A 25,334-nucleotide genomic window follows, 5' to 3' on the forward strand; every position below is an offset into this window, starting at 1 on the left:
TTAAGAAGCTTCTACGATTGTTTTCATGTCTTTCGTGTTTTCATAACGCCACGTAGTTTCTTACTTATCGCAGAGTCAAAAAAGCCAAGCGAGTGCTTGGCTTAAATAGAAAACTTATTTAATTATTAACGAATTATTAAGAAGCTTCTACGATTGTTTTCATGTCTTTCATGTAACCGCGTAGTTTCTTACCTACGATTTCTACTGGGTGGCTACGAATTTCTTCGTTGATTTCGATTAAACGTGCGTTATCAACAGAGTTAGACTTAACTTCAAGTGCTGAACCTAGGTATTGTGGGCTCATTGCTTTAACGAAGTCTGCAAGTAGTGGTTTTGCAGCATGGTCAAACAGGTAACAGCCGTATTCTGCTGTATCAGAGATAACAACGTTCATTTCGTAAAGTTTCTTACGAGCGATAGTGTTAGCAATAAGTGGTGTTTCATGTAGAGACTCGTAGTATGCAGACTCTTCGATGATACCTGATGCAGTCATTGCTTCAAATGCTAGCTCAACACCTGCTTTAATCATTGCAACTAAGAAAATACCGTGGTCGTAGAATTCTTGTTCACCGATTTCCATGTCACCAGCTGGTTGCTTTTCGAAACCAGTTTCAGCAGTTGCCGCGCGCCATTTAAGTAGATTAACGTCATCGTTAGCCCAGTCAGCCATCATAGTTGCAGAGAATTCACCTTCAATGATGTCATCCATATGCTTGTTGAATAATGGGCGTAGAATATCTTTAAGTTGTAAAGACATATCAAACGCTTTGATTTTAGCTGGGTTAGATAGACGATCCATCATGTTAGTGATGCCGCCGTATTTAAGGCCTTCAGTGACTGTTTCCCAACCGTATTGAATTAGTTTAGAAGCGTATGCTGGCTCAAGACCGTCAGCAACCATTTTTTCGTAACCTAAGATTGCGCCAGTTTGTAACATACCACAAAGGATAGTTTGCTCGCCCATCAGGTCAGATTTAACTTCAGCAACAAAAGAAGACATAAGTACACCAGCACGATCACCACCTGTAGCAGATGCGTATGCTTTAGCCCATGCAAGGCCGTGACCCTGTGGATCATTTGCTGGGTGAACAGCAATTAGTGTTGGAACACCGAAACCACGTTTGTATTCTTCACGTACTTCAGAACCAGGACATTTAGGTGCACACATGATAACAGTGATATCTTCACGTACTTGCATACCTTCTTCAACGATATTGAAACCGTGTGAGTAAGCTAATGTTGCGCCTTCTTTCATAAGAGGCATAACAGCGCCAACTACAGCAGTATGCTGTTTGTCAGGTGTTAAGTTACATAGTAAGTCTGCTTGTGGAATTAGCTCTTCGTACGTGCCTACTGTGAAACCATTTTCCGTTGCATTTTTCCATGATTGACGTTTTTCAGCGATGGCTGCAGCACGTAAAGTGTAAGAAACGTCAAGGCCTGAATCGCGCATGTTTAAACCTTGGTTTAAACCTTGTGCACCACAACCGATGATAACTACTTTTTTGCCTTTTAATGCTTCACTTCCTTCAGCAAATTCGCTGCGATCCATAAAACGACATTGACCTAGTTGATGTAACTTCTCACGTAGAGGAAGAGTGTTAAAGTAGTTAGCCATTTAGATGAGCTCCAAAATAAATTAATAGGGGTAAAATCAATCGTAATAATTAAGTGTTCTATTTTTGCTGAAAACTTAGATCTAATATTTAATACAATCGAATATAACGTTTAACATTGAACGTTGTTTACATTTCGATGGTCACTATAACGTATAAGTAATATTGCGCAAAATGATATATTAGCAATGTCATGTTGCAGAAAGTGAAATGCACTACCTTTATTATTGCAGTTATAGAAAAAGTATTACTTTTTTATCACACCTAATTTAACAATGCTGTATCTTGAACCCTTATAGAGATTATTGTTGATTTGAATATGTTGTTTTATAATTATTGATTGTTAACGTTTACACTTTTTATCTTGTTGTCTTAAAAGGAGTTTTTATGTCTTTACTGGTATTGCCGAGTGACTTGGTTTCGGTCGAATGGTTGGCTGAACACTTGCATCATACAAACTTGATTCTGTTAGACGCAAGCTGGCACATGCCGATGACAATGCGTAATGGTTATCAAGAGTGGTTGAGTGAACGTATCGATCATTCGCGTTTTTTCGATTTTGACCGTGAAGTCTGTGATAAAAAAAGTGCATTGCCCCATATGATGCCTACTGCTCAGCATTTTGAACTATCAGCGCAATTATTAGGTATTAATAATGACCATGCCATTGTGGTTTATGACAGTATTGGCATTTTCTCCAGCCCAAGAGTGTGGTGGATGTTTAAAGCGATGGGGTTTAATAATATTGCCGTATTAGATGGTGGTTTGCCTGCTTGGAAAGAAGCGGGATTGAGTGTAGATACTCAACCTCCTTGTATTGATGGCTATCAACAAGGTAATTTTAAAGCGGTCTATCAACCTGAATTAATCAGCAATAAAGAACAGGTACATGATGCGATTGATAAGCGAGGAGTATCAATTATTGATGCCAGACCTAAAGCCCGTTTTTTAGGTGAAGAACCTGAGTTTAGACCTGGATTGCGTTCAGGGCATATGCCATCAGCGATCAATTTACCCATTGACGAAATATTAAATAATAAGACCATGAAAAATGCTTATCAGTTGGCGCAAATATTTGAGGCATTAATGCCGCAAAAGCAACGTTTGGTATTTAGCTGTGGATCCGGTGTGACTGCTTGTATTCTTGCTTTAGCCGCTAAAATTGCTGGTTATGATGCGTTAAGTGTCTATGACGGTTCATGGAGTGAGTGGGGCGCAAATGAAAATTTACCTGTCGTGCAAAAAACGACGAATTAGTTTTCAATAAGCGAACACAATAAAGTGTGCACAATAATGCTAAATAAAATAAATAAGGCACGTTAAATGGATATTAAGTCATTACAAACGTTTGTTCATTTAAGTCAAAGCCTACATTTTTCAAAAACTGCATTAGCCATGCATGTGAGTCCATCTACTTTAAGCCGACTTATCCAACGTTTGGAAGAGGAACTTGGCTGCAGCTTGTTGATACGCGATAATCGTTCAGTATTATTAACTGAAGCGGGTGTCGCTTTTAAACAGTTTGCCATTCAGCAAATAGAGCAATGGGAATTGCTCAAACATTCGATCACTAAAGGCTCTAATGAATTAGAAGGTGAAATTAATTTATATTGCTCAGTGACGGCAGCCTATAGTCATCTTCCTCCTATCCTAGAACGATTTAGACGTATTCATCCTAATGTCGATATAAAACTATCTACCGGAGATAGTGCCGTTGCGATTGAGCAAGTAATGCTGCATCAAGTTGATTTTGCGATCACCGCGCTTCCGGATAACTTTCCTGCGCGTTTACATTTCAGCCAATTAGCTGAAATTCCTTTATCTATTGTCGCGCCTACTATTCCCTGTGCGGTTACTCAAACGATCAAGCAATCACCGATAGACTGGAAAAATATTCCTTTTATTTTACCTGAGCATGGGCCGATACGCCGTCGCTTTGATACTTGGTTCCGTTCATTAAAATCAGGAAAACCACAAATTTACGCAAAAGTAGCAGGACATGAAGCTTTGATCAGTATGGTCGCTTTAGGCTGTGGGGTTGGGGTTGTGCCAGATGTTGTTGTTGAGAATAGTCCAGTGCGATACCGCGTTCAAAGCTTGTCTGGAGTGGGAGAGATTGCTTCATTTAATTTAGGGGTGTGTTGTTATAAAACACGCTTATCAGAACCTTTGATTGAAGCTTTTCTGAATTGTGTAGAAGCTTAGCTAAAAGCTCAAGTTAATAACAAAAATTATTGAAACAGCCTCTGCGATTGGACATTAATGCTAAAGCCTTAAATCCTCAAGCTTCAAATCCTCATTACAAGGGGAATAACGGTGCTGAAAGTGGTGTGAATCTCTTGTTGCCATTTTTGCTTATCAAAAAATAAGCATTGCTCGGATATTCCCATAGAAATTAAGTAAACTGGGGTTTACAATAGCGGCTAATTATTAAGGAGCTTTTTATGTTTAATCCACAGAAATTAGAAGAAATCGCAAAGCAAGTCAGTGATGCAATGCCTGAAGGTGTAAAAAGCTTTGGTAATGAAATTGACCGTAAAGTTAAACAAGTATTACAAGCTCAACTAGGCAAGTTAGATATGGTTAGCCGAGAAGAGTTTGATGTACAAACACATGTGCTATTGCGTACACGTGAAAAACTCAACCAAATGGAAGAGAAATTTGCGCAATTAGAAGCTAAGTTAAATCAAAACAACTCAGCTAGTACTGATAAAAACCCATCAGAAAATAATTCAACAAACATTGAAAAAGAGTAAATAGGAATCAAATGAAAGATCAATATTTAAAACGTGCAGAATTATTTGTAGAACAAGTGGCTGCAAACAATGAATTATTCGGTTTGTTTGATGAAAATTTAGGTTGGGCAAATTGTCACGCGCACGATAATAAAGATGCCACTGCTGTTTATTTATTTTGGTCTGATGCCGCTTTGGCTGAGAAGTTAAAATCAGAAGAGTGGGCAAACTACAAAGTTGAACCTATTGCTTTAGAGGTTTTCTTTGAATCATGGTTAGACGGCATGCAAAAACAGCAAGTTTTTGCGGGCGTTAACTGGGATGAAGAGTTGTGTGGTTTAGAGATTGAAGCAATGGTCTTAAAAAATGCATTAATTGAAAAATTTCAAGTTGATGATGCAGACGTTGAAGTAGAACCTGAAGCAACAGAAGCAGTTTAACTTTTACAATAATTGTTTATTTGTGCAGAGATTGTGTTTTGTAAAATGATTGTTTTTTGCAATAAATTGTTGAGATATAAAAATAAAAAACCAAGCTCGTCGCTTGGTTTTTTTATAGATGTTAACTAATGAAGTTTAAGCCTTATTCTTCAGGGTAAGTGCCCCAACCGTCATAGTCAATATCAAATGATTTAGCTAATGCGACTAGTTTTTCAACGTCTTCAAAAATAGCTTCTTCATCTAAGTTCATTTCAACAACCACATCAAAGCTAAGAATAATTGAGCCATCTTCTAGCTCTAACTCTTCAGGGTCGGTTACCTCATAACCTTTTTTGAAACAAGCGATAGCGGCTTTTTCTAATACGTCAAAGTTATCACAAGATAGGTGATGTTCAATCATATAAACAGCATCAGGGTTACTGCCGTCTTCTAAAATAGCCTCAACAATTTCTGCTGTTTCTTCAGCTAATTCCGCTAATAGTTCTTCATGTGTAAGTTCTTCTGACATTTTTATCTCTTCTCTATCTAAGTGAATTATTTACAACAATCGGTATTAGAATCTGGACGATTCACTTCTTCATTAAGTTGTTTGTATTTGGCTAGCATGATCTCATAAGAATCATTCATTAAGCGACGAATTTCACGCTTTTTGTATTGGGTAATATCAATCGGATCTAACATTTCAACAATCACTTCGCCATTATCCCAACGATTTAAGTTAACTTGTTGATGCGTATTAGATACGACTGTGGGGACCACGTTTACACCTGCTTGTAATGCTGTATGGAATGCACCCATTTTAAACGGCATTAAACCACGGCCGCGGCTACGAGTGCCTTCAGGGAATATCCACACACCTAAGTTTTTAGCGCGCATTTGTTCTACTACGTCGGTGATCGTATTTTTTGATTTATCTTTATTGTCACGATCAATCAAAATATTACCCGTTAACCAGTAAATAATGCCGAAGAATGGAATCAATACCAGACTTTTTTTACCGATAGTGACAGAGCCCGGTTGAACCGCACCTGTTGTGGTGACCATATCGTAATTGTTTTGATGATTTGCAATATAAACAACAGAGCCATTATTTTTGGCACTTTCAGGTACTCGAACCGTGACTTTTAATCCTACTAAACGTGACATTTTGCTAAATAACATCGCAAAGTGATAGGTGTTTTTAGGATTACGTGGACTCAAAATACAGTAAAAGAGTGAGTACGCACTCATTAGAATAACGGCAACAATAATTAAAATTGCTCTGATAATAAATAACATAGTTTATTGGTTCTCTTCTTGTTCAACTTCAGATGTAATGACTTCAATATTATCAACGCGCTGTAAACCACGTGGTAATTTGTTACCACGACGGCCACGTTCACCTTGATAATGCGCTAAATCGCTTGGCTTTAAAGTAAGCTTACGTTTACCTGCATGCAAGGTGACTGCACTTTCTGGCGAGATAATTTTCAGCATAGTAACAAACTCTTCTCGTTTAGTCGCTTTAGCTGTCATGATGTTGATCATCTTGTTACCTTTACCCTTACTCAAGCTTGGTAAACTTGCAACTGGAAAAATTAACATGCGACCTTCATTACTGATGGTTAAGCATAAGTCGAGTTTATTATTTGATAATTTTTGTGGCGCGAGTAAATGGGCATTAGTAGTTAGGTTGATCAAAGCTTTACCGTTTTTATTACGGCTATTAATATCACTTAAATTGGCTACAAATCCATAACCATGGTCACTGCTGATAATATAACGATCTGAATCATCTCCCATCAATACACAGGCAAAAGGTACGTTTTCATTTTGATTGAACCGACCCGTTAGTGGCTCACCTTGAGAACGAGCTGAGGGTAATGAGTGTGCATCTAATGAATAAACACGGCCTGTAGTATCAATAAATAGACAGCTTTGATTGCTTTTACCTTGGCAGCTAGTTAGGTATTCATCACCAGCTTTATAGCTCAGAGCTTGTGGATCAACATCGTGACCTTTAGCACTGCGCACCCAGCCCTGTGTTGATAATACAACTGTCACTGATTCACTTGGCATTAATTCTTTTTCAGTTAATGCTTTTGCTTCTAATCTTTCAACCATTGGTGAACGACGGTCATCACCGTATTTATCAGCATCTGCTTTGATCTCTTTTTTTACTAGCGTATTTAAGCGTCTGTCTGAGCTAAGTAGTTGTTCTAATTTCTTTTGTTCTTCAGAAAGCTCAGCCATTTCGCTACGAATTTGAATTTCTTCAAGTTTAGCTAATTGGCGTAGTTTAATTTCTAGAATGGCATGCGCTTGCGTATCGGATAATGAGTAACGAGACATTAGCTCCGCTTTTGCGTCATCATAGGTACGTATGATTTCAATCACTTCATCGATATTTAAGTAGGCAATTAATAAACCCTCTAAAATATGAACGCGGGCTAAAATCTTATCTAAACGATGTTGTAGGCGGCGACGTACTGTATTACGACGATAGACTAACCATTCACTTAAAATAGTGACTAAGCCTTTGACACTTGGGCGTTGGTTTAATCCCAGCATATTAAGGTTTACTTTATGGCTGACTTCTAAATCTGTAGAAGCAAAAAGATGATTCATTAATGCTTCAATATCGATTCTATTTGAACGCGGAATGATCACTAAGCGTGTTGGATTTTCATGGTCTGACTCATCGCGCAAATCAGCCACCATTGGTAGCTTTTTATCCTGCATCTGTTTAGCAATATCTTTTAATATTTTGCCGCCTGACACTCGATGCGGCAAAGCAGTGACCACGATTTCACCACTTTCTACGATATAAACTGCACGACTTTTGAAACTACCACGTCCGGTCTTATAGATATTAACGATCTCACTACGCGGTGTGATGATTTCAGCTTCCGTAGGGTAATCAGGACCTTGTACAAACTCCATTAAATCTTCTAATGAAGCTTTTGGGTTATCAATCAGGTGTAAACAAGCGTCGGCTACTTCTCGCGCATTATGCGGCGGAATATCTGTCGCCATACCCACAGCGATACCTGTGATACCATTTAACAAAATATGCGGCAAACGAGCGGGTAATAATTCAGGTTCTTTTAAGGTGCCATCAAAGTTCGGTTTCCAATCCGTTGTACCTTGGCCAATTTCAGACAGTAATAACTCAGAAAAAGCAGATAAACGAGATTCGGTATAACGCATCGCAGCAAATGATTTTGGATCATCGGGCGCACCCCAGTTACCTTGACCATCGATTAATGGGTAACGGTAGGAGAAGGGCTGTGCCATTAATACCATCGCTTCATAACAAGCACTATCACCATGAGGATGATATTTACCTAATACGTCACCGACGGTACGAGCAGATTTTTTATATTTTGCTAAAGCTGATAAACCTAACTCAGACATAGCGAAAACAATACGGCGTTGTACGGGTTTTAACCCATCGCTGATATGCGGAAGTGCACGGTCCATGATCACATACATGGAATAGTTGAGATAAGCATCTTCAGTAAATTTAGCGAGCGATAATTGCTCCACGCCTTCTAAACTCATGTCTAACACGTCACTCATATTGTACAGCCCTATATTGGTAATGGATAAATAAAGCGTGAGTATACAGCACTTGTATTCTAAGACAGAAATAGAAATGAATTTGTGCGAATTAAGTGTGAAAAAATTGCATTAATAGAGCTAAATTACAGCAAGTTAGCCTTGAACGTTTATTTTGAGCAGAATAATAATGGCGATTGAGTTAAATGGTGATTGTGTTTTAAGGATGTATTGGAAGATGGATAGACAAGCTAAACAAGTCGCATTGAGATGACTGTTTAGCTTGAACAAGAGAACATTGATGATAAATAGAGAAGATTGATGACTTTATTCGATTTACTATTTATCTATTTTACTATTTATCTATTTTACTATTTATCTAGCTTTCTCTTTAGCGCATTTTAGTTGTTGTTTGATAACTTTTAAAATGCGCTTTATTGCTCAGTCAGTTTATGACGCTATAGAGAATATTTATAACTGAGAAAATGCTTTTTTAGCCGCTGAGATTGTGTCGTTAATATCTTGCTCAGTATGTGCTAATGATAAAAATCCAGCTTCATATGCTGAAGGAGCAAGGTAAATACCTTGATCTAACATCAAATGGAAGAATTTTTTGAATCTTTCAATATCACAGGCACACACTTGTTGGAAATTAGTAACTTCTGCTTCATTGGTAAAGAAGAAACCAAACATGCCGCCAGCATAATTCACACTAAGCGCGATACCTTCTTCAGTTGCTGCTTGCTTTAAACCTTCTGCAAGTTTCTTAGTTTTAATGGCTAGTTGCTTGTATTCAGGTGTATCTAAAGCCGTTAATGACGCTAAACCTGCATGCATTGCAATTGGGTTGCCCGATAAGGTACCCGCTTGGTAAACAGGGCCCGTTGGTGCAATAAATTGCATCACTTCACGGCTACCACCAAATGCGCCGACAGGCATACCGCCGCCAATCACTTTACCTAACGTTGTTAAATCTGGTTTGATATTATAAAGCGCTTGAGCACCGCCAAGTGCAACACGGAAACCAGTCATTACTTCATCAAAAATCAACAAAGCTTTATGCTGGTCACAGATATCTCGTAACCCTTGTAAGAAACCGGCCGCTGGCGGAATACAGTTCATGTTACCTGCAACGGGCTCAACAATAATACAAGATATTTGGTCTTTATATTCTGCAAATAATGCTTCAACAGAGGCGAGATCATTAAAGTTAGCGGTTAAGGTGTGTTTAGCAAAATCAGCTGGAATGCCCGGTGAACTTGGTTGACCCAAGGTTAATGCGCCAGAGCCGGCTTTGACTAATAAAGAATCAGCATGGCCGTGGTAGCAACCCTCAAATTTTAATATTTTATCTCGGCCTGTAAACCCGCGAGCTAAGCGAATTGCACTCATCGTCGCTTCAGTACCTGAACTTACCATGCGGATTTGTTGCATAGATGGAACTAGCTGCTGTACTTTTTCTGCCATGGTGATTTCAATTTCAGTTGGCGCACCAAAGCTAAGGCCATTTTCAGCGGCATCAATCACGGCTTTTTTTATCGCTGGGTGGTTATGACCTAAAATCATAGGTCCCCATGAACCGACGTAATCAATATATTGTTTGTCATCTACATCATAAATGTAAGCATCTTGTGCTTTTTGTATGAATAAAGGGCCGCCACCAACGCCATTAAATGCGCGAACCGGTGAGTTTACACCACCAGGAATAATAGATTGTGCACGGCTAAATAGTTCAGTTGATTTGCTCATAAGCATCCCATTAATTATTTTTAAGTCGAGAGAAACTGCAATATACCCATGATAAATCAAGATGCAACTGACAAAGCAGAGTCGATAATGATTTTAACAGGGGTTTATCGTTTAAATGTTTGTTAACATGATACCAATCAAGTAATTTGAATGATTATTTTTATTATAATATTAGTTTTTCTTCACTTTCTCGTTTAGGTTGTACTGCATTTATGAAAATAGCATTGCCGTCGGTTTTTATTAATGGATTAAAGCGTTTTATTGAACGTTTTTTCACCAGAAAAAGTAGCGCTTTATTAATATGGCTTTCTATTTTTATTGGACTCTTAGCTGGGACCGTCTCTGCATTATTTGACCACGGCATTGTTTGGGTATCAGAAATGCGCCTAGAATTTATCCATACCTATGGTGACAGCGGTCTGCCATTATGGCTGATTGCCATTCCTGTCTCATCTTTAATGGCTGGAACTGCTTTTTACATCACTCATCGTTTTGCACCAGAAGCCGGCGGCAGTGGTATTCCTGAAATAGAAGGTGCGATGGAAGGAATGCGACCAGTACGTTGGAAACGCGTCATTCCAGTTAAGTTTTTTGGTGGTTTACTGGCATTAGGTAGTGGCATGGCGCTTGGGCGTGAGGGTCCTTCGGTTCAGCTTGGTGCGAATGTCGGACGAATGATTTCAGATTTATTCAAAGTCGATAAAGTGGATGCGCAAGCTTTATTAGCCGCGGGTGCTGCCGGTGGTTTAGCCGCCGCTTTTAATGCCCCCTTAGCTGGCATTATGTTTGTTATTGAAGAGATGCGTTCACAATTTAATTACAGTTTAACCTCTACTAAGAGTGTATTTATGAGTGCCGTTATGGCGACTATCGTGATGCGCTTGTTCACTGATCAAGATGCCGTTGTAACGGTCACACAATATTCTCATCCTGACTTATACACATTAGGCTTCTACCTTATTTTAGGTTTTTGTTTTGGTGTGATTGGTATTTTTTTTAATAAGATGGTCTTAGCGACACAGGACATGTATTTGTCTATTCATCAAAATCAACGTTGGCGTTTTGTAGGTATTGGCTTATTTTTAGGGGCGTTATTTGGTGCGTTGTCTGTGATTGAACCTGATATCGCATTTAGTGGTCTTGAATTAATTCCGCATGTGGAGGGAGGGCAATACCTTGCTGGGGGCTTGCTGCTTTTATTTATTTTACGTACATTCACCACTTTAATCAGCTTTGGCTCTGGCGCGCCTGGTGGCGTATTTGCGCCCACGCTTGCGTTAGGTACTTTATTTGGCATGTTATTTGGCGTTATTGCTCAGGCATTATTTCCTGAGTTGATCACTGACCCAGGCGCTTTTGCGATTGCAGGAATGGGCGGGTTATTTGCGGCAACAGTACGTGCGCCGATCACTGGCATTTTATTGGTAATAGAAATGACCAGTAATTATGAAATGATTTTACCATTAATTGTTACTTGTTTAGGTGCCACTATGGTTGCTCAAACGTTAGGGGGCCGTCCTATTTATACTCAATTATTAGAAAGAACATTGAAATTATCAATGCGTGCCAAACGTCAACAAACAACGGATAAAGCAATGTTCCGTATTAATGATAAATATAAGTAAGAAGGAACTGTATGCGCGGTTATAGAAAGAGCTTTTTTAAATGGTTAACTATTAGTTTATTGTTTGCTTACTTTGGTTTTATGGTAGGGAAATTTAAACAAGATATTTTATACAATAGTATTCATTTATTAGAGTTAGATGCCGCCAGCCTAAATGCAGAAAATCAGGAGCTAACCCAACAGTTAAGTTTAATTCAAGCCGATTTTATCGCTGAAAAGCAAGTTAATGAAACATTAGTCGTTGAAAATAAAACGTTGAACCAAGCGCTAGATGCGAGTAATAATAAATTATATTTTTATGAGCAAGTGGTTGCGCCAGGCCTTTCTGTAAGCGGATTAAATGTCTATTCATTTACCGTCACTCAGGCTGCAGAAAAAAATCATTGGTCATATGAGTTAGTGTTAATGCAAACTCAAACGGGGCGACATGTTTTAACGGGGAGTGTTGATATTACTTTTGCTGGCGCGGATGACAGTGAAGGAACTGCAAAACCAATTAAGTTGAGCGAACTTGATAAAGATTTTAGCGGCGCATTTAAGTTTAAATACTTCCAAACCTTAAAGGGGGAGTTTGTCTTACCTAAAAAGGCAAAAGTGGAACAAATATTTGTATCTGCTGATGCTAATGGTTCTCGTTGGAGTCGTTCTCAACGTGTAGAAAAAATTTATGACTGGAAAGATTTTATCGAAAATGGTGGTTCATCGCTTAAAGAATTAGAAACTCAAGAAGAGAGTGAATAAATCATTCCGCTTATACTTGAACAAATTAGTCAGGTATTAGATAATAGGTTCGGGCAAACTAATAGGACTAAAAATTATAATGACAAGCGAAGTGGAAATAGCGTTACCGATTTATTTCAGTGATAACGCAGCAAATCGAGTTAAAACGTTGATTGCAGAAGAGGAAAATCCTGATCTGAAATTACGTGTTTATGTCACAGGCGGCGGTTGTTCTGGTTTTTCGTATGGCTTCACTTTTGATGAAAAAGTAAATGATGACGATACTTTAATTGAGAATAGTGGTGTGACCTTATCAGTTGACCCGATGAGCTTGCAATATCTTGTTGGCGGTACAGTGGATTTTGTTGATGGTTTAGAAGGTTCTCGCTTTTTAGTTAATAATCCAAATGCTACAGCAACTTGTGGTTGTGGATCTTCGTTCTCTATCTAATCTTTTATTGGTTAGAATAATCATGATCAAGCGTCATTGTTGAAAATGTAAGTGCTCACTTTTAAAATTATTAGTGAGCATTAAATTTCAATAATCGAGCCTATCAGCCTTCCTTAATCACTATTCCTTTTATCCATCGCATTTATATCATCCACTCTGCTAATCCTGAATTTATTACCCCTCTATTTACCCGATTTAATTCTGTAACTCATGCTGCACTTTATGAGGGACATTAAGCGCTTTTTGATTTACTTTGACACATTGCTGGCAAGGTTAGGTAGTAAGGCTTATCTGATAAGGGAAACCGTCATCGTGTGCGATGACGATAGATGTTGTACTCAGATGTATCATTACAATGTAAGAAAACTCATTTCATTGAACGATAGTCGCTCACGCCACGCAAATACAGCGACGCCATTTAAAACTAAAATGTATAAGTAGTTGTTAATCGTAAAAATTACAATAAAGACGTGAGGAGTTTTATTTTGCGAAATAAATCCGCTATTTACTGTGATTAGCATCGGACAATTTAATCAAAGTAAGTGCTACAGCTCCCTTTTATCTGCATCCTTTGCTTAAGGTCTTCTTATTTAAGGATACCTTGCTTTATCGCAACCTTAATTTATCTCTATTTTAAATAGTTAATAACTTTACCTTGGTGATAAGTCTATTTTTTGTAACCGAATCATTCTTTTTAGGGTCATTTATGTTCTCTCGTATTATCACTTTTATTACTTTAAGACCCTATCTCATTGCATTAGTCATTGTGATTTTATTGGTTGTTTGGATGGTGCTACCCCACCATACGGAAACTGCGGAAAGTACAAATCAACAGTCGCAGCTCGAAAGCGAATCAGTGGATAATGAGCAACGAACTACCTTACCTAAAGTACAAACGACACACTTTGTTACTAAAAAAATCACTAAATACCTGACACTCTATGGCAGAAGCGAAGCGAACAGTCGTGCTGTTATTCGAGCTGAAATAGCGGGTAAAATCATTAGTATCAATGCCAATAAAGGTGACTATGTTGCACGCAATAAAAACATTGTTAATATTGAAAAGGGGGAGTTAGCCGCGCAATTAAAACAAGCTAAAGCTAGCTTGTTGGAAAGAGAATTAACTTATAAAGCCGTGAAGTCATTAAATGATAAAGGTTTACAGGGGCGTGTTCGTTTAGCCGAGGAGAACAGTTTATTTTTATCTGCACAAACGATACTCGCACAATTACAGTTAGCGTTGAAGCGTACTCGTGTTGTTGCTCCCTTTAACGGTATTTTACAGCAACAGTTTTCTGATTTAGGCGATTATTTGCAAGTAGGCGATCCTATCTTTAGCCTTGAAAATGTTGACCCGATGGTGATTAGAGGTGATGCCACCGAGCATTATATGGGTGATTTAAAATTAGGATCAACGGTGCATGCAACGCTCTTATCGGGCGAGATTATCGAGGGGAAAATATCTTTTATTGCGGCAATGGCTGACAGTGATAGCAGTACTTTTAGGGTGGAGGCTGAGTTTCCCAATCCAGAGCAAAAAGTGCTGTCAGGTATTAGCGCTAAGCTAGCTATTCCTTTATATCAAGTTGAGGCCATTTATGTGTCTCCTTCCGCATTAGCTTTAGATGAACAAGGTAACCTCGGTGTGAAACTGGTCAAAGATGGCGTGGTTGCTTTTCAAGGTATTACATTAGTTGAAACTGATAATGATGGCGTATGGTTATCAGGTTTTACAGGTGATGTTGATATTATTACCTTAGGGCAAGGTTTTGTTAAAGTAGGAGATCAAGTTGATGCAGTTGACCAAGGTGAGTTTGAACAAGACGAAGTAGAAAAAAAGCAGACCTCTGATCATCACTCAGTCAATACTCCACCTAACGGCGCGGAGTAGTTGCCATGAAAACAGTGATTCAAGGTGCATTATCAAGAAAGCGAGCAGTATTATTGTTGTTGGCTTTTTTACTGATATCGGGATTATACGCTTATCTTAATATTCCCAAAGAAGCTGATCCTGATGTAAAAATCCCCGTTATTTATGTCTCTATCACCCATGAGGGAATTTCTCCTGAGGATGGTGAGCGCCTTATTTTAAGACCTTTAGAACAAGAGTTACGAAGTTTAGAAGGTGTAAAAGAAATGAAATCAACTGCTAGCTCGGGACATGCTTCCGTTGTGCTTGAATTCTATATCGATATTGATATAAAAGCGGCGTTGATAGATGTGCGCGAGAAAGTTGATCAAGCAAAAGGAAAGCTACCGCAGGAAAGCGAAGAACCGATTATTAAGCAAGTAACGCTTGCGACAGAAAATCCGGCATTAACTATTTTGTTATCGGGCAGTGTGCCGGAAAGGGCGTTAATTAATATTGCCCGCATAATGCAAGACAAGCTTGAAGGTTTTGTTGAAATCTTGGAAGTTAATATTGGTGGTGACCGTGAAGATATGGTGGAAATTTTAATTGATCCACTGTTGATGGAAAGCTACCAGCTTAATATGAACGATATTTATAATTTAGTTTCTCGTAATAATCGTTTGGTTGCAGCGGGAGTGCTGGATACAGGGAAAGGGCGTTTTCCTATAAAAGTACCTTCTGTGTTTTCGACCATAAAAGATGTCATGTCTATGCCAATAAAAGTGACTGGTGATAGTGTGATCACGTTTGCTGATGTCGCTAAAATCCGCCGTACCTTTAAAGATCCAAGTTCATTTGTGCGAGTGAATGGTTTACCTACTGTTTCGTTAGAAGTTATTAAAAGACCTGGCGAAAATATCATTGAAACAGTTGATAAAGTCAAAAAAACAATGGCTGAGAGCCAAGATCTGCTACCTAGTAATATCCATGTCAGTTATGCCGGTGATAGTTCTAAAGATGTAAAAATCATGCTTAATGATTTGCAAAACAATGTACTAAGTGCAGTGCTATTAGTGGTGATTGTTATTATTGCGATACTCGGTATTCGCAGTGCTGCACTAGTCGGAATTGCCATCCCTGGTTCATTTTTAACTGGTATTCTAGTGTTATGGGTGGCAGGCATCACCGTTAACATTGTGGTGCTCTTTGCTTTGATCATGGCTGTAGGTATGTTGGTTGATGGCGCTATAGTGGTCACTGAGTTTGCGGATCGGGAAATGAGTGCTGGTGTGGCTAAGCATAAAGCGTATCTAGATGCCGCACAACGTATGGCATGGCCAATTATTGCTTCCACTGCTACCACCTTAGCAGCTTTTGCTCCTTTATTATTCTGGCCAGGAGTGACCGGTGAATTCATGATGTATTTACCGTTAACCTTGATGGCAACATTAACCGCATCGTTATTGATGGCGCTTATTTTTATTCCTGTATTAGGAAGTGTTTTTGGTAAAACACGACTATTAACGGCAAAAGAAAAGCATAATGCAAAAATGGCTGAAGAAGGCGAACTATTAAAACTTTCTGGATTCACTGGACGTTATGTTAAGACATTAAATCAAGCACTTCATTATCCTTGGTTAGTCTTGTTGGCGGCAATATTAATTGCGACATCAGGCATCTTTTTATTCACGCAGTCTCATTTAGGGGTTGAGTTTTTTCCTCAAGTTGAGCCCAATGGCATCAATGTCAAAGTTCGCTCTTATGGTGATTTTTCAATTGATGAACAAGATCAAATTATGCAGCGTATCGAACAGCGTATTCTGCCGCTAGTTGATGAAATAGAAACGCTATACGTGAAAACAGGTGATTCGACGGAGGGAATAGTCGGTAGCATGCGTATTAATTTAAAGGATTGGCAAGATAGGCGTGCAGCTAATCAAATTATTAACGATATTGAAAATCGAACTGATGATTTACCGGGAGTAGAAATCGAGCTAAAGAAAGATCAAGCAGGACCACCTTCAAGTAAAGATTTGCAAATAGAAATTAGTTCTCGTTTTCCTGAATTGTTACAGCAAGCAGCAGACAAAATTCACGACGCGTTATTGCAAAAATCATATTTAGTGAATATCGAAGACGACAGTGCCAAGCCTGGCGTGGAATGGCAGTTTCAGATCAATCGAGCAGATGCCGCACGTTATGGTGCAGATGCGACATTATTAGGAAGTAGTGTGCAGTTTTTAACTAATGGTTTAATGCTTGGTTCCTATCGTCCCGATGATGTGGATGATGAATTAGATATTCGAGTGCGTTACCCAGAACAGGAGCGTAGTCTAGGAAAGCTCGCTGATTTACGCCTACAAACCCCGTTGGGTCATATACCGGTCAGCCATTTTGTTGCCTTAACCCCAGTCGCTAAAAAGTCAGCGATACAAAAAGTAGATAGTCGTATTGTGATGACGGTAGGTGCAGATATGGCAGCAGGTTATAACTTGAGTTTACTGTTGCCTGAATTAGAAAAACAACTCCCTAAGTTACAGCTCGATCCTCGTATTTCACTTAAAATACGCGGGCAAAATGAAGATGAGGAGGAAGCGGCCGCTTTTTTAAAAAATGCATTTATGGTTGCTCTGGCAGCAATGGCATTAATTTTAATATTACAATTTAACTCCTTCTATCAAGCCTTTTTGATTTTGAGTGCGGTTATTTTTTCTACTGCAGGTGTATTTATTGGTTTGTTTATTAGTCAAAGTGCCTTTGGCATTGTCATGTCAGGGATTGGTGTGATCGCCTTAGCTGGGATTGTGGTAAACAATAATATTGTTTTGATTGATACTTACAACGTATTAAAAGCGCAAGGTGTTGCAACTAAACCAGCGATTTTAATGACTGGCGCACAACGTATACGTCCAGTTTTATTAACAACATTTACGACTATCTTAGGGTTGATGCCAATGGTAATGAAAATGAACTTAGACTTCTTTAATCAAACCATTGAATTTGGTGCGCCATCAACACAATGGTGGGCACAATTAGCTACTGCTATTGCGGGTGGATTAACCTTTGCAACGGTATTAACTTTAATTCTAACTCCTTGTTTATTAATACTTGGTGCAAACGTTGGCGTTTGGTGGGCAAACTGCTTACAAGGTAAAGACAAAACCACTGCTGACAACACTTACGACTCCGCTGAATGATCTTTAACATTCGCTGAAATAAAAGGTGTGCTTATATTTCTATTGTTTATGAGTGAGAAAAAGTAATATCCAATACGCATTTTATGATCTATTACTCCTGTCATATTAACTACTTAGTACTTAAATAGTATTCTTGTCAGTTTTGAGTAAGATAAATAGCTTCTGTAGAGATGTAAATAGCTCACTACAGAGCTTAAGTTAGCTATCCCTGTATTGGAATTAACTCAAAAACTGAGATCATTTAATGCCTGTTATTTTTATAGAGTGTGACACCAAAATATAGCTTAAAGCCTAATAAGGAATGGTTAATCAAATGTTAGATAGTTTTATTTATGTTTCAGATCTAATTGGTGTGATCACCTGTGCTATTTCTGGTGTATTAGTTGCTACGCGGTTACGTATGGACCCCTTTGGCATTATCGTCTTAGCGGGCGTGACTGGGATTGGTGGCGGTACCTTGCGAGATATGATGATGGGCGCAACCCCAGTTTTTTGGATTGTGGATAATATGTATATTTACGTGATTATTATTACCGCAATATTAAGTCTAATATGGCTTCACCGCATACATCGGTTTCCTGCTTATTTGTTACCCATTTTTGATGCCTTTGGTTTGGCTATTTTTACTATTAATGGAGCACAAAAAGCGTTAATGCTTGGGTTTAGTTGGCCGGTTGCTATTGTAATGGGGTGTATTACAGGCGTAGTGGGGGGCATGATCCGGGATATATTAAGTGGACAAATACCTTTTGTATTACAAAAAGAAATTTATGCGACAGCTTCTATTCTGGGAGCAACATTATACGTGCTGTGTGATTATATTGAGCTAGGCCCTATTTTTTCTATGGCTGTGGCAATGTTAGGCACCTTATCATTACGTTTATGTGCCATTTATTACCACCTTTCTTTACCTGTATTTAGTAACGATCGAGAAGCATGAGCAACGAGTTTGTCATTTAAAGGCAATACTTAATCACTAAAGAGCATTCATTTAACATTGTTTAAACAATTGTTTTGCCAACACAAAGCTGTACTTGGTAGACTCCCTATACTAGGGGCGGTTGATCTTTAGTATTTAAATTTGTTCACCATAAGGCATCTTGTGGTGAAATAAAAGGGTAACGTTGACTGACTATTTGTATTGTTTTTTGCTTGTTTATGCAAAATAATCACGTTGTATAAGCTTCGCCTTATATAAATTGTCAGCAGTTCGTTACAAAATTAACTTGAAAGATCAACTTGGCCTACATGTTTAGTGGATTATTGTGAGCAATAGGTAGGCAAATGGAAGCAGTAACAAATTCAACACAATTGATAAATTGGTTTCGTAATTCAGCCCCATATATCAATGCACATCGACACAAAACCTTTGTTTTAATGATTGGTGGCGAAGCATTAGAAACAGATAATTTTCAACATATCATTAATGATATTGCGTTACTTAACAGTCTTGGTGTGAAGTTGATTTTAGTACATGGAGTACGTCCTCAAATTCAAAAGCAACTTGATATGAACGGTCATAGTAGTCAATTTCACGATGATCTCCGGATCACTGATGATCGTAGTTTGACCCTCATTAAGCAAGCTGTCGGTGCGGTACAAATCGAATTACAAGCTGGGCTATCGATGGGATTAGCAAACTCTCCGATGCAAGGCGCAGCAATTCGTACGGTGATCAGCAATGTTGTCACTGCTCAACCTATTGGTGTCAAAGACGGTGTAGATTTTTGTCATGCTGGTAAGGTTCGCCGTATTGATGTTGATGGCATTAAAGCCCAACTCTCTTCTGGCGCGATACCGATTATTTCTCCGATTGGTTATTCAGTAACGGGTGAAGTATTTAATCTTCTTGCGGAAGAAGTTGCAACCCAAGTTGCGATTGATATGAAAGCAGATAAATTAATAGGCTTTTGTTCTCATCAAGGTGTGTTAGATGAAAATGGCGAAGTGATTTCAGAGTTATTACCAGAAGAAGCTCAAGCTCATATTGATGCAATGGAAAAAGAATCAGAGCATGCTTCGGGGACATTACGTCTTTTACGTGCTGCGGTAGCAGCTTGTCAAGCTGACGTAACACGTTGCCACCTCATTAGTTATCATCAAGATGGTGCATTATTAAAAGAGCTATTTACGCGCGATGGTACTGGTTCGCAGATTGTAAAAGAAAGTTATGAAAAAATTCGTACGGCTACTATCGATGATATTGGGGGGTTATTGCAATTAATTGAACCACTTGAAAAACAAGGTATTTTAGTTAAACGTTCTCGAGAATTGTTAGAGAATGAGATAGAGCATTTTTTGATTGTAGAACGAGATGGCATGGTCATTGGTTGTGCGGCTTTATATCCATTTATGGATGATAAAATGGGCGAATTAGCTTGTTTAGTCAGCCATCCTAAATACCGTAGAGCAGCACGTGCTGATAATCTTGTTGCACACGTTGAGCGTAAAGCCAGACAATTAGGATTAGAGTCGATTTTTGTGTTAACAACACAAAGTATCCATTGGTTTAGAGAGAGGGGGTTTGCGTTTGCAGAAATTAGCCAATTACCCGCGGCTAAAAAAGAGATGTATAACTTAAAGCGTAACTCAAAGGTATTAATAAAAAAAATATGAATAAAATAAAAGAAGTGTTTAAGCAAGTAATTTCAAACTGCCATTTAGCGATTGCAAGCGTTAATCTTATGCGTAGTTTAAATTTACCTTTACGCTCTCTTATTGTAGTGCTGAGTACGGTCTTTCTGCATTCTAATGTGACTGCGAAGGTAGACTATGTGTCCATTGGTACCGGTGGCATCAGTGGTGTTTATTATCCAACTGGTGGCGCGATTTGTTTTTTAGTTAATCAGTTAAAAGATGCCGATAGTTTTCGCTGTGAAATTAAAAGTACACCGGGTTCTATCTATAACTTGAATGCACTAAAAGACCATAAACTTGATATCGCCGTGGTGCAATCTGACTGGCAGTATCATGTTTATAACGGTACTTCTATCTTTAAAAGTGAAGGAAAATTTACTCAGTTAAGATCCTTATTTTCAGTGCACTCGGAACCCTTTACCGTGTTAGCAAGGAAAGATGCTAAAATTACCAGTTTTGAGCAGCTAAAAGGTAAGCGCGTTAATATAGGAGCTCCTAATTCTGGCCAACGTGGCACCATGGAAATGCTGTTAGATATTTACGGTTGGCAAGAATCTGATTTTGCACAAGCTACATCATTAACACCCAGTGAACAAGCGCAGGCGCTATGCGATAATAAAATAGATGCTATTGTATATGTTGTTGGTCACCCTAATAGCTCGATTAAAGAAGCGAGTAGTGCTTGTCGAACTAACTTAGTGAATGTTAAAGGGGAAAAAGTATCGCAACTGATAGCGACACATAGCTATTACGATAAGGCATCAATATCTGCCAACATGTATCGCGGCAGCCCTAAAAAAACGATGACATTTGGCGTTGGTGCTACGGTAGTGACCACAACTGATTTACCGGATCAAATCGCCTATGAAATAGTCAAAGCAGTCTTTGAAAATCATACCGACTTTGTACAGTTACATCCTTCTTTTGAATTTCTCACTAAGCATGCAATGGTTACTCAATACTTATCTGCTCCATTACACCCTGGTGCATTACGTTATTATAAAGAGGTAGGATTAATTCAAGATGATTCGAATACGGTAGTACAAAACTAATCTGACGAAGCAAACTGAACTCAAGCAACATTAAGCTTAGCTTCTCCTTACCCAAAGCAAGCAATACCTTCACAATACTTTGTTAGCGATTATTGGCGACGATCATTGTTACCGCCATAGCGATTAAACTGCTCATATCTATTCTTCGCTATAAGCAAAAAATAAACATAAAAAAGCCCGTTATTAAACAGGCTATTTTTATCGTATTAGCATTGTAAGTACATGCCTCAAAAGCAGCGTAAGCTGTTTAAGTATTATGTTTACATTCACCATCAACAGGTTCACCGTAAAGGTATAAACTGTGGTTGGTTAATTTAATGCCATATTTTTCTGCGATAAGTTTTTGCTGCTCTTCAATAAGCGGATCATTAAACTCAATGACTTCACCACATTTTAAGCAAACTAAATGATCATGATGTTCTTGATGAGTTAATTCAAAAACTGATTTACCACCTTCAAAATGATGACGAGTAACGATCCCAGCATCATCGAATTGGTTTAATACACGGTAAACCGTCGCTACACCTACTTCATCGCCTTGTTCAAGCAATTTCTTGTAAAGATCTTCAGCACTTAAGTGTTGATTCTCTGGCAGCTGTAATAAGCTTAAAATTTTCAAACGTGGTGATGTTACTTTTAAACCCGCTTCTTTAAGGGCTAAATTTTCATTACTCATGTCATTTCCTAACTGCTGTATTTGGATTTAGTCGGCTAATTCCGCTAAACACATTTCATTATAAATTTGCTCAGACCAAGCTTTAACACGTGATGCAGTTAATTCAGGCTGACGATCTTCATCAATCCCTAAACCAATGAACGTATTATCATCGATTGAAGCTTTTGAAGCTTCAAAGTCATAGCTTTCAGATGACCAATGTCCAACAATAATAGCACCTTTACTTTCAACTATATCGCCTAACTGTCCCATTGCATCTAAAAAGTATTCAGCATAATCTTCTTGATCGCCACAGCCAAAAATAGCCACTAACTTATCAGTGAAATCAATCTCTTCTAAATCTGGGAAAAAATCATCCCAATCACATTGCGCTTCACCGTAGTACCAGGTAGGAATACCAAATAAAATAAGGCTAAATTCTGCGATATCTTCCTTGCTACTTTTAGCGATATCTTTTACTTCAACTAATTTCTTACCTAATTCTTTTTGTATCATTTTTGCTACAGCTTCAGTGTTACCTGTATCGCTACCAAAGAAAATACCTACGCTTGACATACTCTATACCTTAATTTATTTGATTTAACTGTGCATGTAGTAGTTTATTAATTAACTCTGCACGACTTATTGATAGTGTGTCAGATAGCGTATTTAATTGTTCAAATAATTCGCTATCTACTTTTAATTCGATTCGTTTTAAACCGTTTTGCTTATCTCTTAACGTCTGTTTTTGCTTATTTATTTTTAGCTGAACTTGACGCGAATGAGGATTGCTTTTAGGCCTGCCTCGGCGTACCTCGTTTGCAAATAGATCGCTAGTAATGCGATCAAATGATTCCTTTGCCATTTTGTTACCTAACAATACTTACCTAAGAATTCTTGTCTAGTAACCTGACTGAGCAATATTGCTTAGTCATCATTACCGAGAGAATTATTTAACCAATACCTGAATTAACCCATACAATTTCTATAATTGCTTTTGAGATGAAACCGATGCAACCAAAAAATAATACTGCCCAAACAACCTGACGCCCAAATTTTGGTACATTACCTTTTTTTAATACGTCTTGAATGGCTAAACCGATGAATAAAAAAAGTAAAAGGTAAAAACCATATAAACCAATTGTTTCAATTTGCTCAGTATATTCTTGCAGCATATTTTAGCTTCTTTTAAAAAAGGGAATATAGCATATAGATGCTATCGAAAATAGGCAAATATGTTTGTAAAAGCCTAGTCTCCATTAATCTTTTAGGTTCATTTTTATTGTCATTTATTCATGTTTGGTAACAAGGTGATGACTATTATGTCTGGCCATTCTAATTAAATAGGCGATTTTGTACATAATAGTCACTCAAATGCCAAACCTTCGACCTTGTCTAAAAGCACTGTGTAGTCTGACTGAGGCTTTAATTACTCGCGCTTACTTTCAAATGACGTTGTTTTATTACTGACACCTAAGCAAAAAAGTTAACGACTAACCGGTTAAAGGTCTTTGCCTTTTCTGCATGTAACCAATGGCCGGTATCATTAATAATTTTAAGCCGTGCATTGGGAAATAATGCCATCACTGATTCAATACTTTTTTCATTAATATAATCGGAGCGTTCACCTTTAATGAATAATGTTGAGTCTGTATATTCACCATCAATCGTTGGCCATCCACTGATCAAGTGATAATTATGGTGTAAGTTATCAACATTATAAACAAAGTCAAAACCATCATCACCACGTTGATAAGACTTTAATAAAAATTGTCTTACTTCCGGTGTTTCCACATAACCCGCTAATATTTTTTCAGCTTCTGTTCGGTTTTTTGCCTGTAATAAGCTAACTGATTGTAAACCAGTAAATACATCGCTGTGCCGATCGCCGTAAGCAACCGGTGCAATATCTGCAACCACTAAGTTTTTAATACGTTGTGGTTGCAATAGGGCACAAGTCATTGCGATTTTTCCGCCCATGGAATGTCCAACTAGTGAAAATTTTTCGATACCTAACGAATCAGCTAGTTCAAAAATATCTTCTGCCATTTCAGGGTAAGTCATACTTCGACTACGTGGACTTTGTCCGTGATTACGAACGTCTACTAAAATAACATCAAAATTAGCTTGCAACTCTTTTGCTAAGCCGGAAAGGTTAGATAAACTACCAAATAAACCGTGAATGATAAAAATAATCTCATTTTTATTAGCTGGTTCATGTTTAGCGGCTTGTTTTAGTTGGTAATTTAGTAGCATAAAAGCTCATTTTAAGTGAGAATAAATAAAGTTAAAAATAATAACAAATTATGCATTAAAGCTGAAAGTATTTACACCTCCATATTAATGGTTATGTGATTTTACTGTATTCTATTCAGCTAGTACAAATAAGTAAGGTAATGGGGAAATAATGAAAACGATCGAAATAGAAGATGATCTATATAAGTATATTTTGAATAATATTGAAGCCTTCGGTGAAACACCCTCCCAAATTCTTCGTCGTTTACTGGCATTGTCGGATGATAATACGGATCAGACAACCGCTCCTGAGAAAAATGCTAGTGTTGAAAATAAACCTTCTACTCGCACCCAATCGACACAACAGCTTGTACAATCCAATAACAATAGAGCTGAAAACATTCCAACAGAGCACCATTCAACTGAAAAAAATGAACATTTTCATCAAGGAGTGCAACAGCTCTTTACAGATCCTGCTTTTACTTCTGAGTCGGTGATAACTCATAAGTTCATGATGATGCTAACGACTATGTATTTTGAGAAAAAAGAAGCCTTTATTGAGGCAGCAGAAACCACCAAAGGTCGTACTCGTGCCTATTTAGGTACCCATTTACAGGATTTGTTGAACTCCGATAATGAAGAAGAACTCGCTCAATTTAAAGCGAGCAAACCTAGAATGATCCCGCAAACGCCTTATTGGGTGATCACCAACGCAAATACCGGGCGTAAGCGTATCATTTTAACGCAAATGATGGCTTCAATGGGTTACCCACATCATTTAATTGAACGTATTAAAGAAGAAATTTAATTTTACTTATTTTTATCACAATC

Annotated in this window: 23 protein-coding genes; 13 read left to right on the plus strand and 10 right to left on the minus strand. The window is 38.1% G+C overall.

Annotation, left to right across the window (positions count from 1 at the left end):
* Positions 1-136 precede the first annotated feature (136 nt).
* Positions 137-1,618: a ketol-acid reductoisomerase gene (gene ilvC / locus H5084_RS03320; protein ID WP_028868380.1), complete on the minus strand. Its 1,482-nt coding sequence runs from the start codon at positions 1,616-1,618 to the stop codon at positions 137-139.
* Positions 1,619-2,003: 385 nt separating this feature from the next.
* Between ilvC and H5084_RS03325 the strand changes: the two genes are divergently transcribed.
* From H5084_RS03325 to H5084_RS03340, 4 genes are all read left to right on the plus strand, one after another.
* Positions 2,004-2,873: a sulfurtransferase gene (locus tag H5084_RS03325; RefSeq protein ID WP_182689525.1), complete on the plus strand. Its 870-nt coding sequence runs from the start codon at positions 2,004-2,006 to the stop codon at positions 2,871-2,873.
* A gap of 66 nt (positions 2,874-2,939) precedes the next feature.
* Positions 2,940-3,821 carry an HTH-type transcriptional activator IlvY gene (ilvY, locus tag H5084_RS03330; protein WP_182689526.1) on the plus strand — a complete coding sequence of 294 codons (882 nt, stop codon included), beginning with the start codon at positions 2,940-2,942 and terminating at the stop codon, positions 3,819-3,821.
* 239 nt (positions 3,822-4,060) lie between these two features.
* Positions 4,061-4,372 carry a ubiquinone biosynthesis accessory factor UbiK gene (gene ubiK / locus H5084_RS03335; RefSeq protein ID WP_182689527.1) on the plus strand — a complete coding sequence of 104 codons (312 nt, stop codon included), beginning with the start codon at positions 4,061-4,063 and terminating at the stop codon, positions 4,370-4,372.
* A gap of 11 nt (positions 4,373-4,383) precedes the next feature.
* Positions 4,384-4,791 carry a DUF2750 domain-containing protein gene (locus tag H5084_RS03340; protein ID WP_182689528.1) on the plus strand — a complete coding sequence of 136 codons (408 nt, stop codon included), beginning with the start codon at positions 4,384-4,386 and terminating at the stop codon, positions 4,789-4,791.
* A 142-nt stretch (positions 4,792-4,933) separates the two neighbouring features.
* Here the strand turns inward: H5084_RS03340 and rraB are convergent, their stop codons facing one another.
* The 4 genes from rraB to hemL all read right to left on the minus strand — a co-directional run bounded on the left by rraB (position 4,934) and on the right by hemL (position 10,080).
* The gene (gene rraB / locus H5084_RS03345) at positions 4,934-5,299 is read right to left on the minus strand and encodes a ribonuclease E inhibitor RraB (RefSeq protein WP_182689529.1); all 366 of its coding nucleotides are present in this window, start codon (positions 5,297-5,299) and stop codon (positions 4,934-4,936) included.
* Positions 5,300-5,325: 26 nt separating this feature from the next.
* On the minus strand, positions 5,326-6,069 hold the full coding sequence (locus H5084_RS03350; protein WP_028868375.1) for a 1-acylglycerol-3-phosphate O-acyltransferase: 744 nt from the start codon (positions 6,067-6,069) through the stop codon (positions 5,326-5,328).
* A 3-nt stretch (positions 6,070-6,072) separates the two neighbouring features.
* On the minus strand, positions 6,073-8,352 hold the full coding sequence (parC, locus tag H5084_RS03355; RefSeq protein WP_028868374.1) for a DNA topoisomerase IV subunit A: 2,280 nt from the start codon (positions 8,350-8,352) through the stop codon (positions 6,073-6,075).
* A gap of 450 nt (positions 8,353-8,802) precedes the next feature.
* Positions 8,803-10,080 (minus strand): glutamate-1-semialdehyde 2,1-aminomutase, encoded by a 1,278-nt coding sequence (gene hemL, locus H5084_RS03360; protein ID WP_028868373.1) that lies wholly within the window; start codon positions 10,078-10,080, stop codon positions 8,803-8,805.
* Between the two features lie 212 nt (positions 10,081-10,292).
* On the opposite strand from hemL, the gene clcA reads away from it, so the two are divergent.
* The 8 genes from clcA to H5084_RS03400 all read left to right on the plus strand — a co-directional run bounded on the left by clcA (position 10,293) and on the right by H5084_RS03400 (position 21,613).
* Entirely contained in the window at positions 10,293-11,705 is a 1,413-nt protein-coding gene (gene clcA, locus H5084_RS03365) for a H(+)/Cl(-) exchange transporter ClcA (protein ID WP_182689530.1), read from the plus strand.
* 11 nt (positions 11,706-11,716) lie between these two features.
* Positions 11,717-12,445 carry a DUF6776 family protein gene (locus H5084_RS03370; protein WP_051369088.1) on the plus strand — a complete coding sequence of 243 codons (729 nt, stop codon included), beginning with the start codon at positions 11,717-11,719 and terminating at the stop codon, positions 12,443-12,445.
* Positions 12,446-12,524: 79 nt separating this feature from the next.
* Positions 12,525-12,875, plus strand: coding sequence for an iron-sulfur cluster insertion protein ErpA (erpA, locus tag H5084_RS03375; RefSeq protein WP_028868371.1), 351 nt, complete (start codon positions 12,525-12,527; stop codon positions 12,873-12,875).
* Positions 12,876-13,581: 706 nt separating this feature from the next.
* Positions 13,582-14,766 (plus strand): efflux RND transporter periplasmic adaptor subunit, encoded by a 1,185-nt coding sequence (locus H5084_RS03380; protein WP_182689531.1) that lies wholly within the window; start codon positions 13,582-13,584, stop codon positions 14,764-14,766.
* Between the two features lie 5 nt (positions 14,767-14,771).
* Entirely contained in the window at positions 14,772-17,924 is a 3,153-nt protein-coding gene (locus tag H5084_RS03385) for an efflux RND transporter permease subunit (RefSeq protein WP_182689532.1), read from the plus strand.
* A 313-nt stretch (positions 17,925-18,237) separates the two neighbouring features.
* On the plus strand, positions 18,238-18,864 hold the full coding sequence (locus tag H5084_RS03390; RefSeq protein WP_028868370.1) for a trimeric intracellular cation channel family protein: 627 nt from the start codon (positions 18,238-18,240) through the stop codon (positions 18,862-18,864).
* A gap of 344 nt (positions 18,865-19,208) precedes the next feature.
* Positions 19,209-20,540, plus strand: a complete 1,332-nt coding sequence (gene argA, locus H5084_RS03395; protein WP_028868369.1) for an amino-acid N-acetyltransferase — start codon at positions 19,209-19,211, stop codon at positions 20,538-20,540.
* Positions 20,537-21,613, plus strand: a complete 1,077-nt coding sequence (locus H5084_RS03400; RefSeq protein WP_259396669.1) for a TAXI family TRAP transporter solute-binding subunit — start codon at positions 20,537-20,539, stop codon at positions 21,611-21,613. Before argA ends, H5084_RS03400 begins: the two co-directional genes overlap by 4 nt.
* 247 nt (positions 21,614-21,860) lie before the next feature.
* Here the strand turns inward: H5084_RS03400 and fur are convergent, their stop codons facing one another.
* The 5 genes from fur to H5084_RS03425 form a co-directional block, all read right to left on the minus strand.
* On the minus strand, positions 21,861-22,289 hold the full coding sequence (fur, locus tag H5084_RS03405) for a ferric iron uptake transcriptional regulator (protein ID WP_028868367.1): 429 nt from the start codon (positions 22,287-22,289) through the stop codon (positions 21,861-21,863).
* Between the two features lie 27 nt (positions 22,290-22,316).
* Positions 22,317-22,844, minus strand: a complete 528-nt coding sequence (fldA, locus tag H5084_RS03410; RefSeq protein ID WP_182689533.1) for a flavodoxin FldA — start codon at positions 22,842-22,844, stop codon at positions 22,317-22,319.
* Positions 22,845-22,854: 10 nt separating this feature from the next.
* Entirely contained in the window at positions 22,855-23,133 is a 279-nt protein-coding gene (gene ybfE, locus H5084_RS03415; protein ID WP_028868365.1) for a LexA regulated protein, read from the minus strand.
* 88 nt (positions 23,134-23,221) lie between these two features.
* Positions 23,222-23,443, minus strand: a complete 222-nt coding sequence (locus H5084_RS03420; protein ID WP_028868364.1) for a DUF2788 domain-containing protein — start codon at positions 23,441-23,443, stop codon at positions 23,222-23,224.
* A gap of 298 nt (positions 23,444-23,741) precedes the next feature.
* A complete protein-coding gene (locus tag H5084_RS03425; RefSeq protein WP_028868363.1) occupies positions 23,742-24,524 on the minus strand; it encodes an alpha/beta fold hydrolase in 783 nt (260 codons plus the stop codon).
* 151 nt (positions 24,525-24,675) lie between these two features.
* Here H5084_RS03425 and H5084_RS03430 point away from each other — a divergent pair, with 151 nt between their 5' ends.
* The gene (locus H5084_RS03430; protein ID WP_028868362.1) at positions 24,676-25,311 is read left to right on the plus strand and encodes a Negative modulator of initiation of replication; all 636 of its coding nucleotides are present in this window, start codon (positions 24,676-24,678) and stop codon (positions 25,309-25,311) included.
* The last annotated feature ends 23 nt before the right edge of the window (positions 25,312-25,334 follow it).

The organism is Psychromonas sp. SR45-3, assembly GCF_014163575.1.
GTDB classification, from domain to species: Bacteria; Pseudomonadota; Gammaproteobacteria; order Enterobacterales; family Psychromonadaceae; genus Psychromonas; species Psychromonas arctica.

Coding starts and splice junctions, on each gene's coding strand:
- parC (WP_028868374.1), bottom strand. CDS start 8,352: ATGAGTGACGTGTTAGACATGAGTTTAGAAGGCGTGGAGCAATTATCG.
- H5084_RS03390 (WP_028868370.1), top strand. CDS start 18,238: ATGTTAGATAGTTTTATTTATGTTTCAGATCTAATTGGTGTGATCACC.
- ybfE (WP_028868365.1), bottom strand. CDS start 23,133: ATGGCAAAGGAATCATTTGATCGCATTACTAGCGATCTATTTGCAAAC.
- H5084_RS03430 (WP_028868362.1), top strand. CDS start 24,676: ATGAAAACGATCGAAATAGAAGATGATCTATATAAGTATATTTTGAAT.
- H5084_RS03325 (WP_182689525.1), top strand. CDS start 2,004: ATGTCTTTACTGGTATTGCCGAGTGACTTGGTTTCGGTCGAATGGTTG.
- fur (WP_028868367.1), bottom strand. CDS start 22,289: ATGAGTAATGAAAATTTAGCCCTTAAAGAAGCGGGTTTAAAAGTAACA.
- H5084_RS03420 (WP_028868364.1), bottom strand. CDS start 23,443: ATGCTGCAAGAATATACTGAGCAAATTGAAACAATTGGTTTATATGGT.
- H5084_RS03385 (WP_182689532.1), top strand. CDS start 14,772: ATGAAAACAGTGATTCAAGGTGCATTATCAAGAAAGCGAGCAGTATTA.
- rraB (WP_182689529.1), bottom strand. CDS start 5,299: ATGTCAGAAGAACTTACACATGAAGAACTATTAGCGGAATTAGCTGAA.
- H5084_RS03350 (WP_028868375.1), bottom strand. CDS start 6,069: ATGTTATTTATTATCAGAGCAATTTTAATTATTGTTGCCGTTATTCTA.
- fldA (WP_182689533.1), bottom strand. CDS start 22,844: ATGTCAAGCGTAGGTATTTTCTTTGGTAGCGATACAGGTAACACTGAA.
- H5084_RS03380 (WP_182689531.1), top strand. CDS start 13,582: ATGTTCTCTCGTATTATCACTTTTATTACTTTAAGACCCTATCTCATT.
- H5084_RS03425 (WP_028868363.1), bottom strand. CDS start 24,524: ATGCTACTAAATTACCAACTAAAACAAGCCGCTAAACATGAACCAGCT.
- erpA (WP_028868371.1), top strand. CDS start 12,525: ATGACAAGCGAAGTGGAAATAGCGTTACCGATTTATTTCAGTGATAAC.
- H5084_RS03370 (WP_051369088.1), top strand. CDS start 11,717: ATGCGCGGTTATAGAAAGAGCTTTTTTAAATGGTTAACTATTAGTTTA.
- ilvC (WP_028868380.1), bottom strand. CDS start 1,618: ATGGCTAACTACTTTAACACTCTTCCTCTACGTGAGAAGTTACATCAA.
- argA (WP_028868369.1), top strand. CDS start 19,209: ATGGAAGCAGTAACAAATTCAACACAATTGATAAATTGGTTTCGTAAT.
- hemL (WP_028868373.1), bottom strand. CDS start 10,080: ATGAGCAAATCAACTGAACTATTTAGCCGTGCACAATCTATTATTCCT.
- ilvY (WP_182689526.1), top strand. CDS start 2,940: ATGGATATTAAGTCATTACAAACGTTTGTTCATTTAAGTCAAAGCCTA.
- H5084_RS03400 (WP_259396669.1), top strand. CDS start 20,537: ATGAATAAAATAAAAGAAGTGTTTAAGCAAGTAATTTCAAACTGCCAT.
- ubiK (WP_182689527.1), top strand. CDS start 4,061: ATGTTTAATCCACAGAAATTAGAAGAAATCGCAAAGCAAGTCAGTGAT.
- H5084_RS03340 (WP_182689528.1), top strand. CDS start 4,384: ATGAAAGATCAATATTTAAAACGTGCAGAATTATTTGTAGAACAAGTG.
- clcA (WP_182689530.1), top strand. CDS start 10,293: ATGAAAATAGCATTGCCGTCGGTTTTTATTAATGGATTAAAGCGTTTT.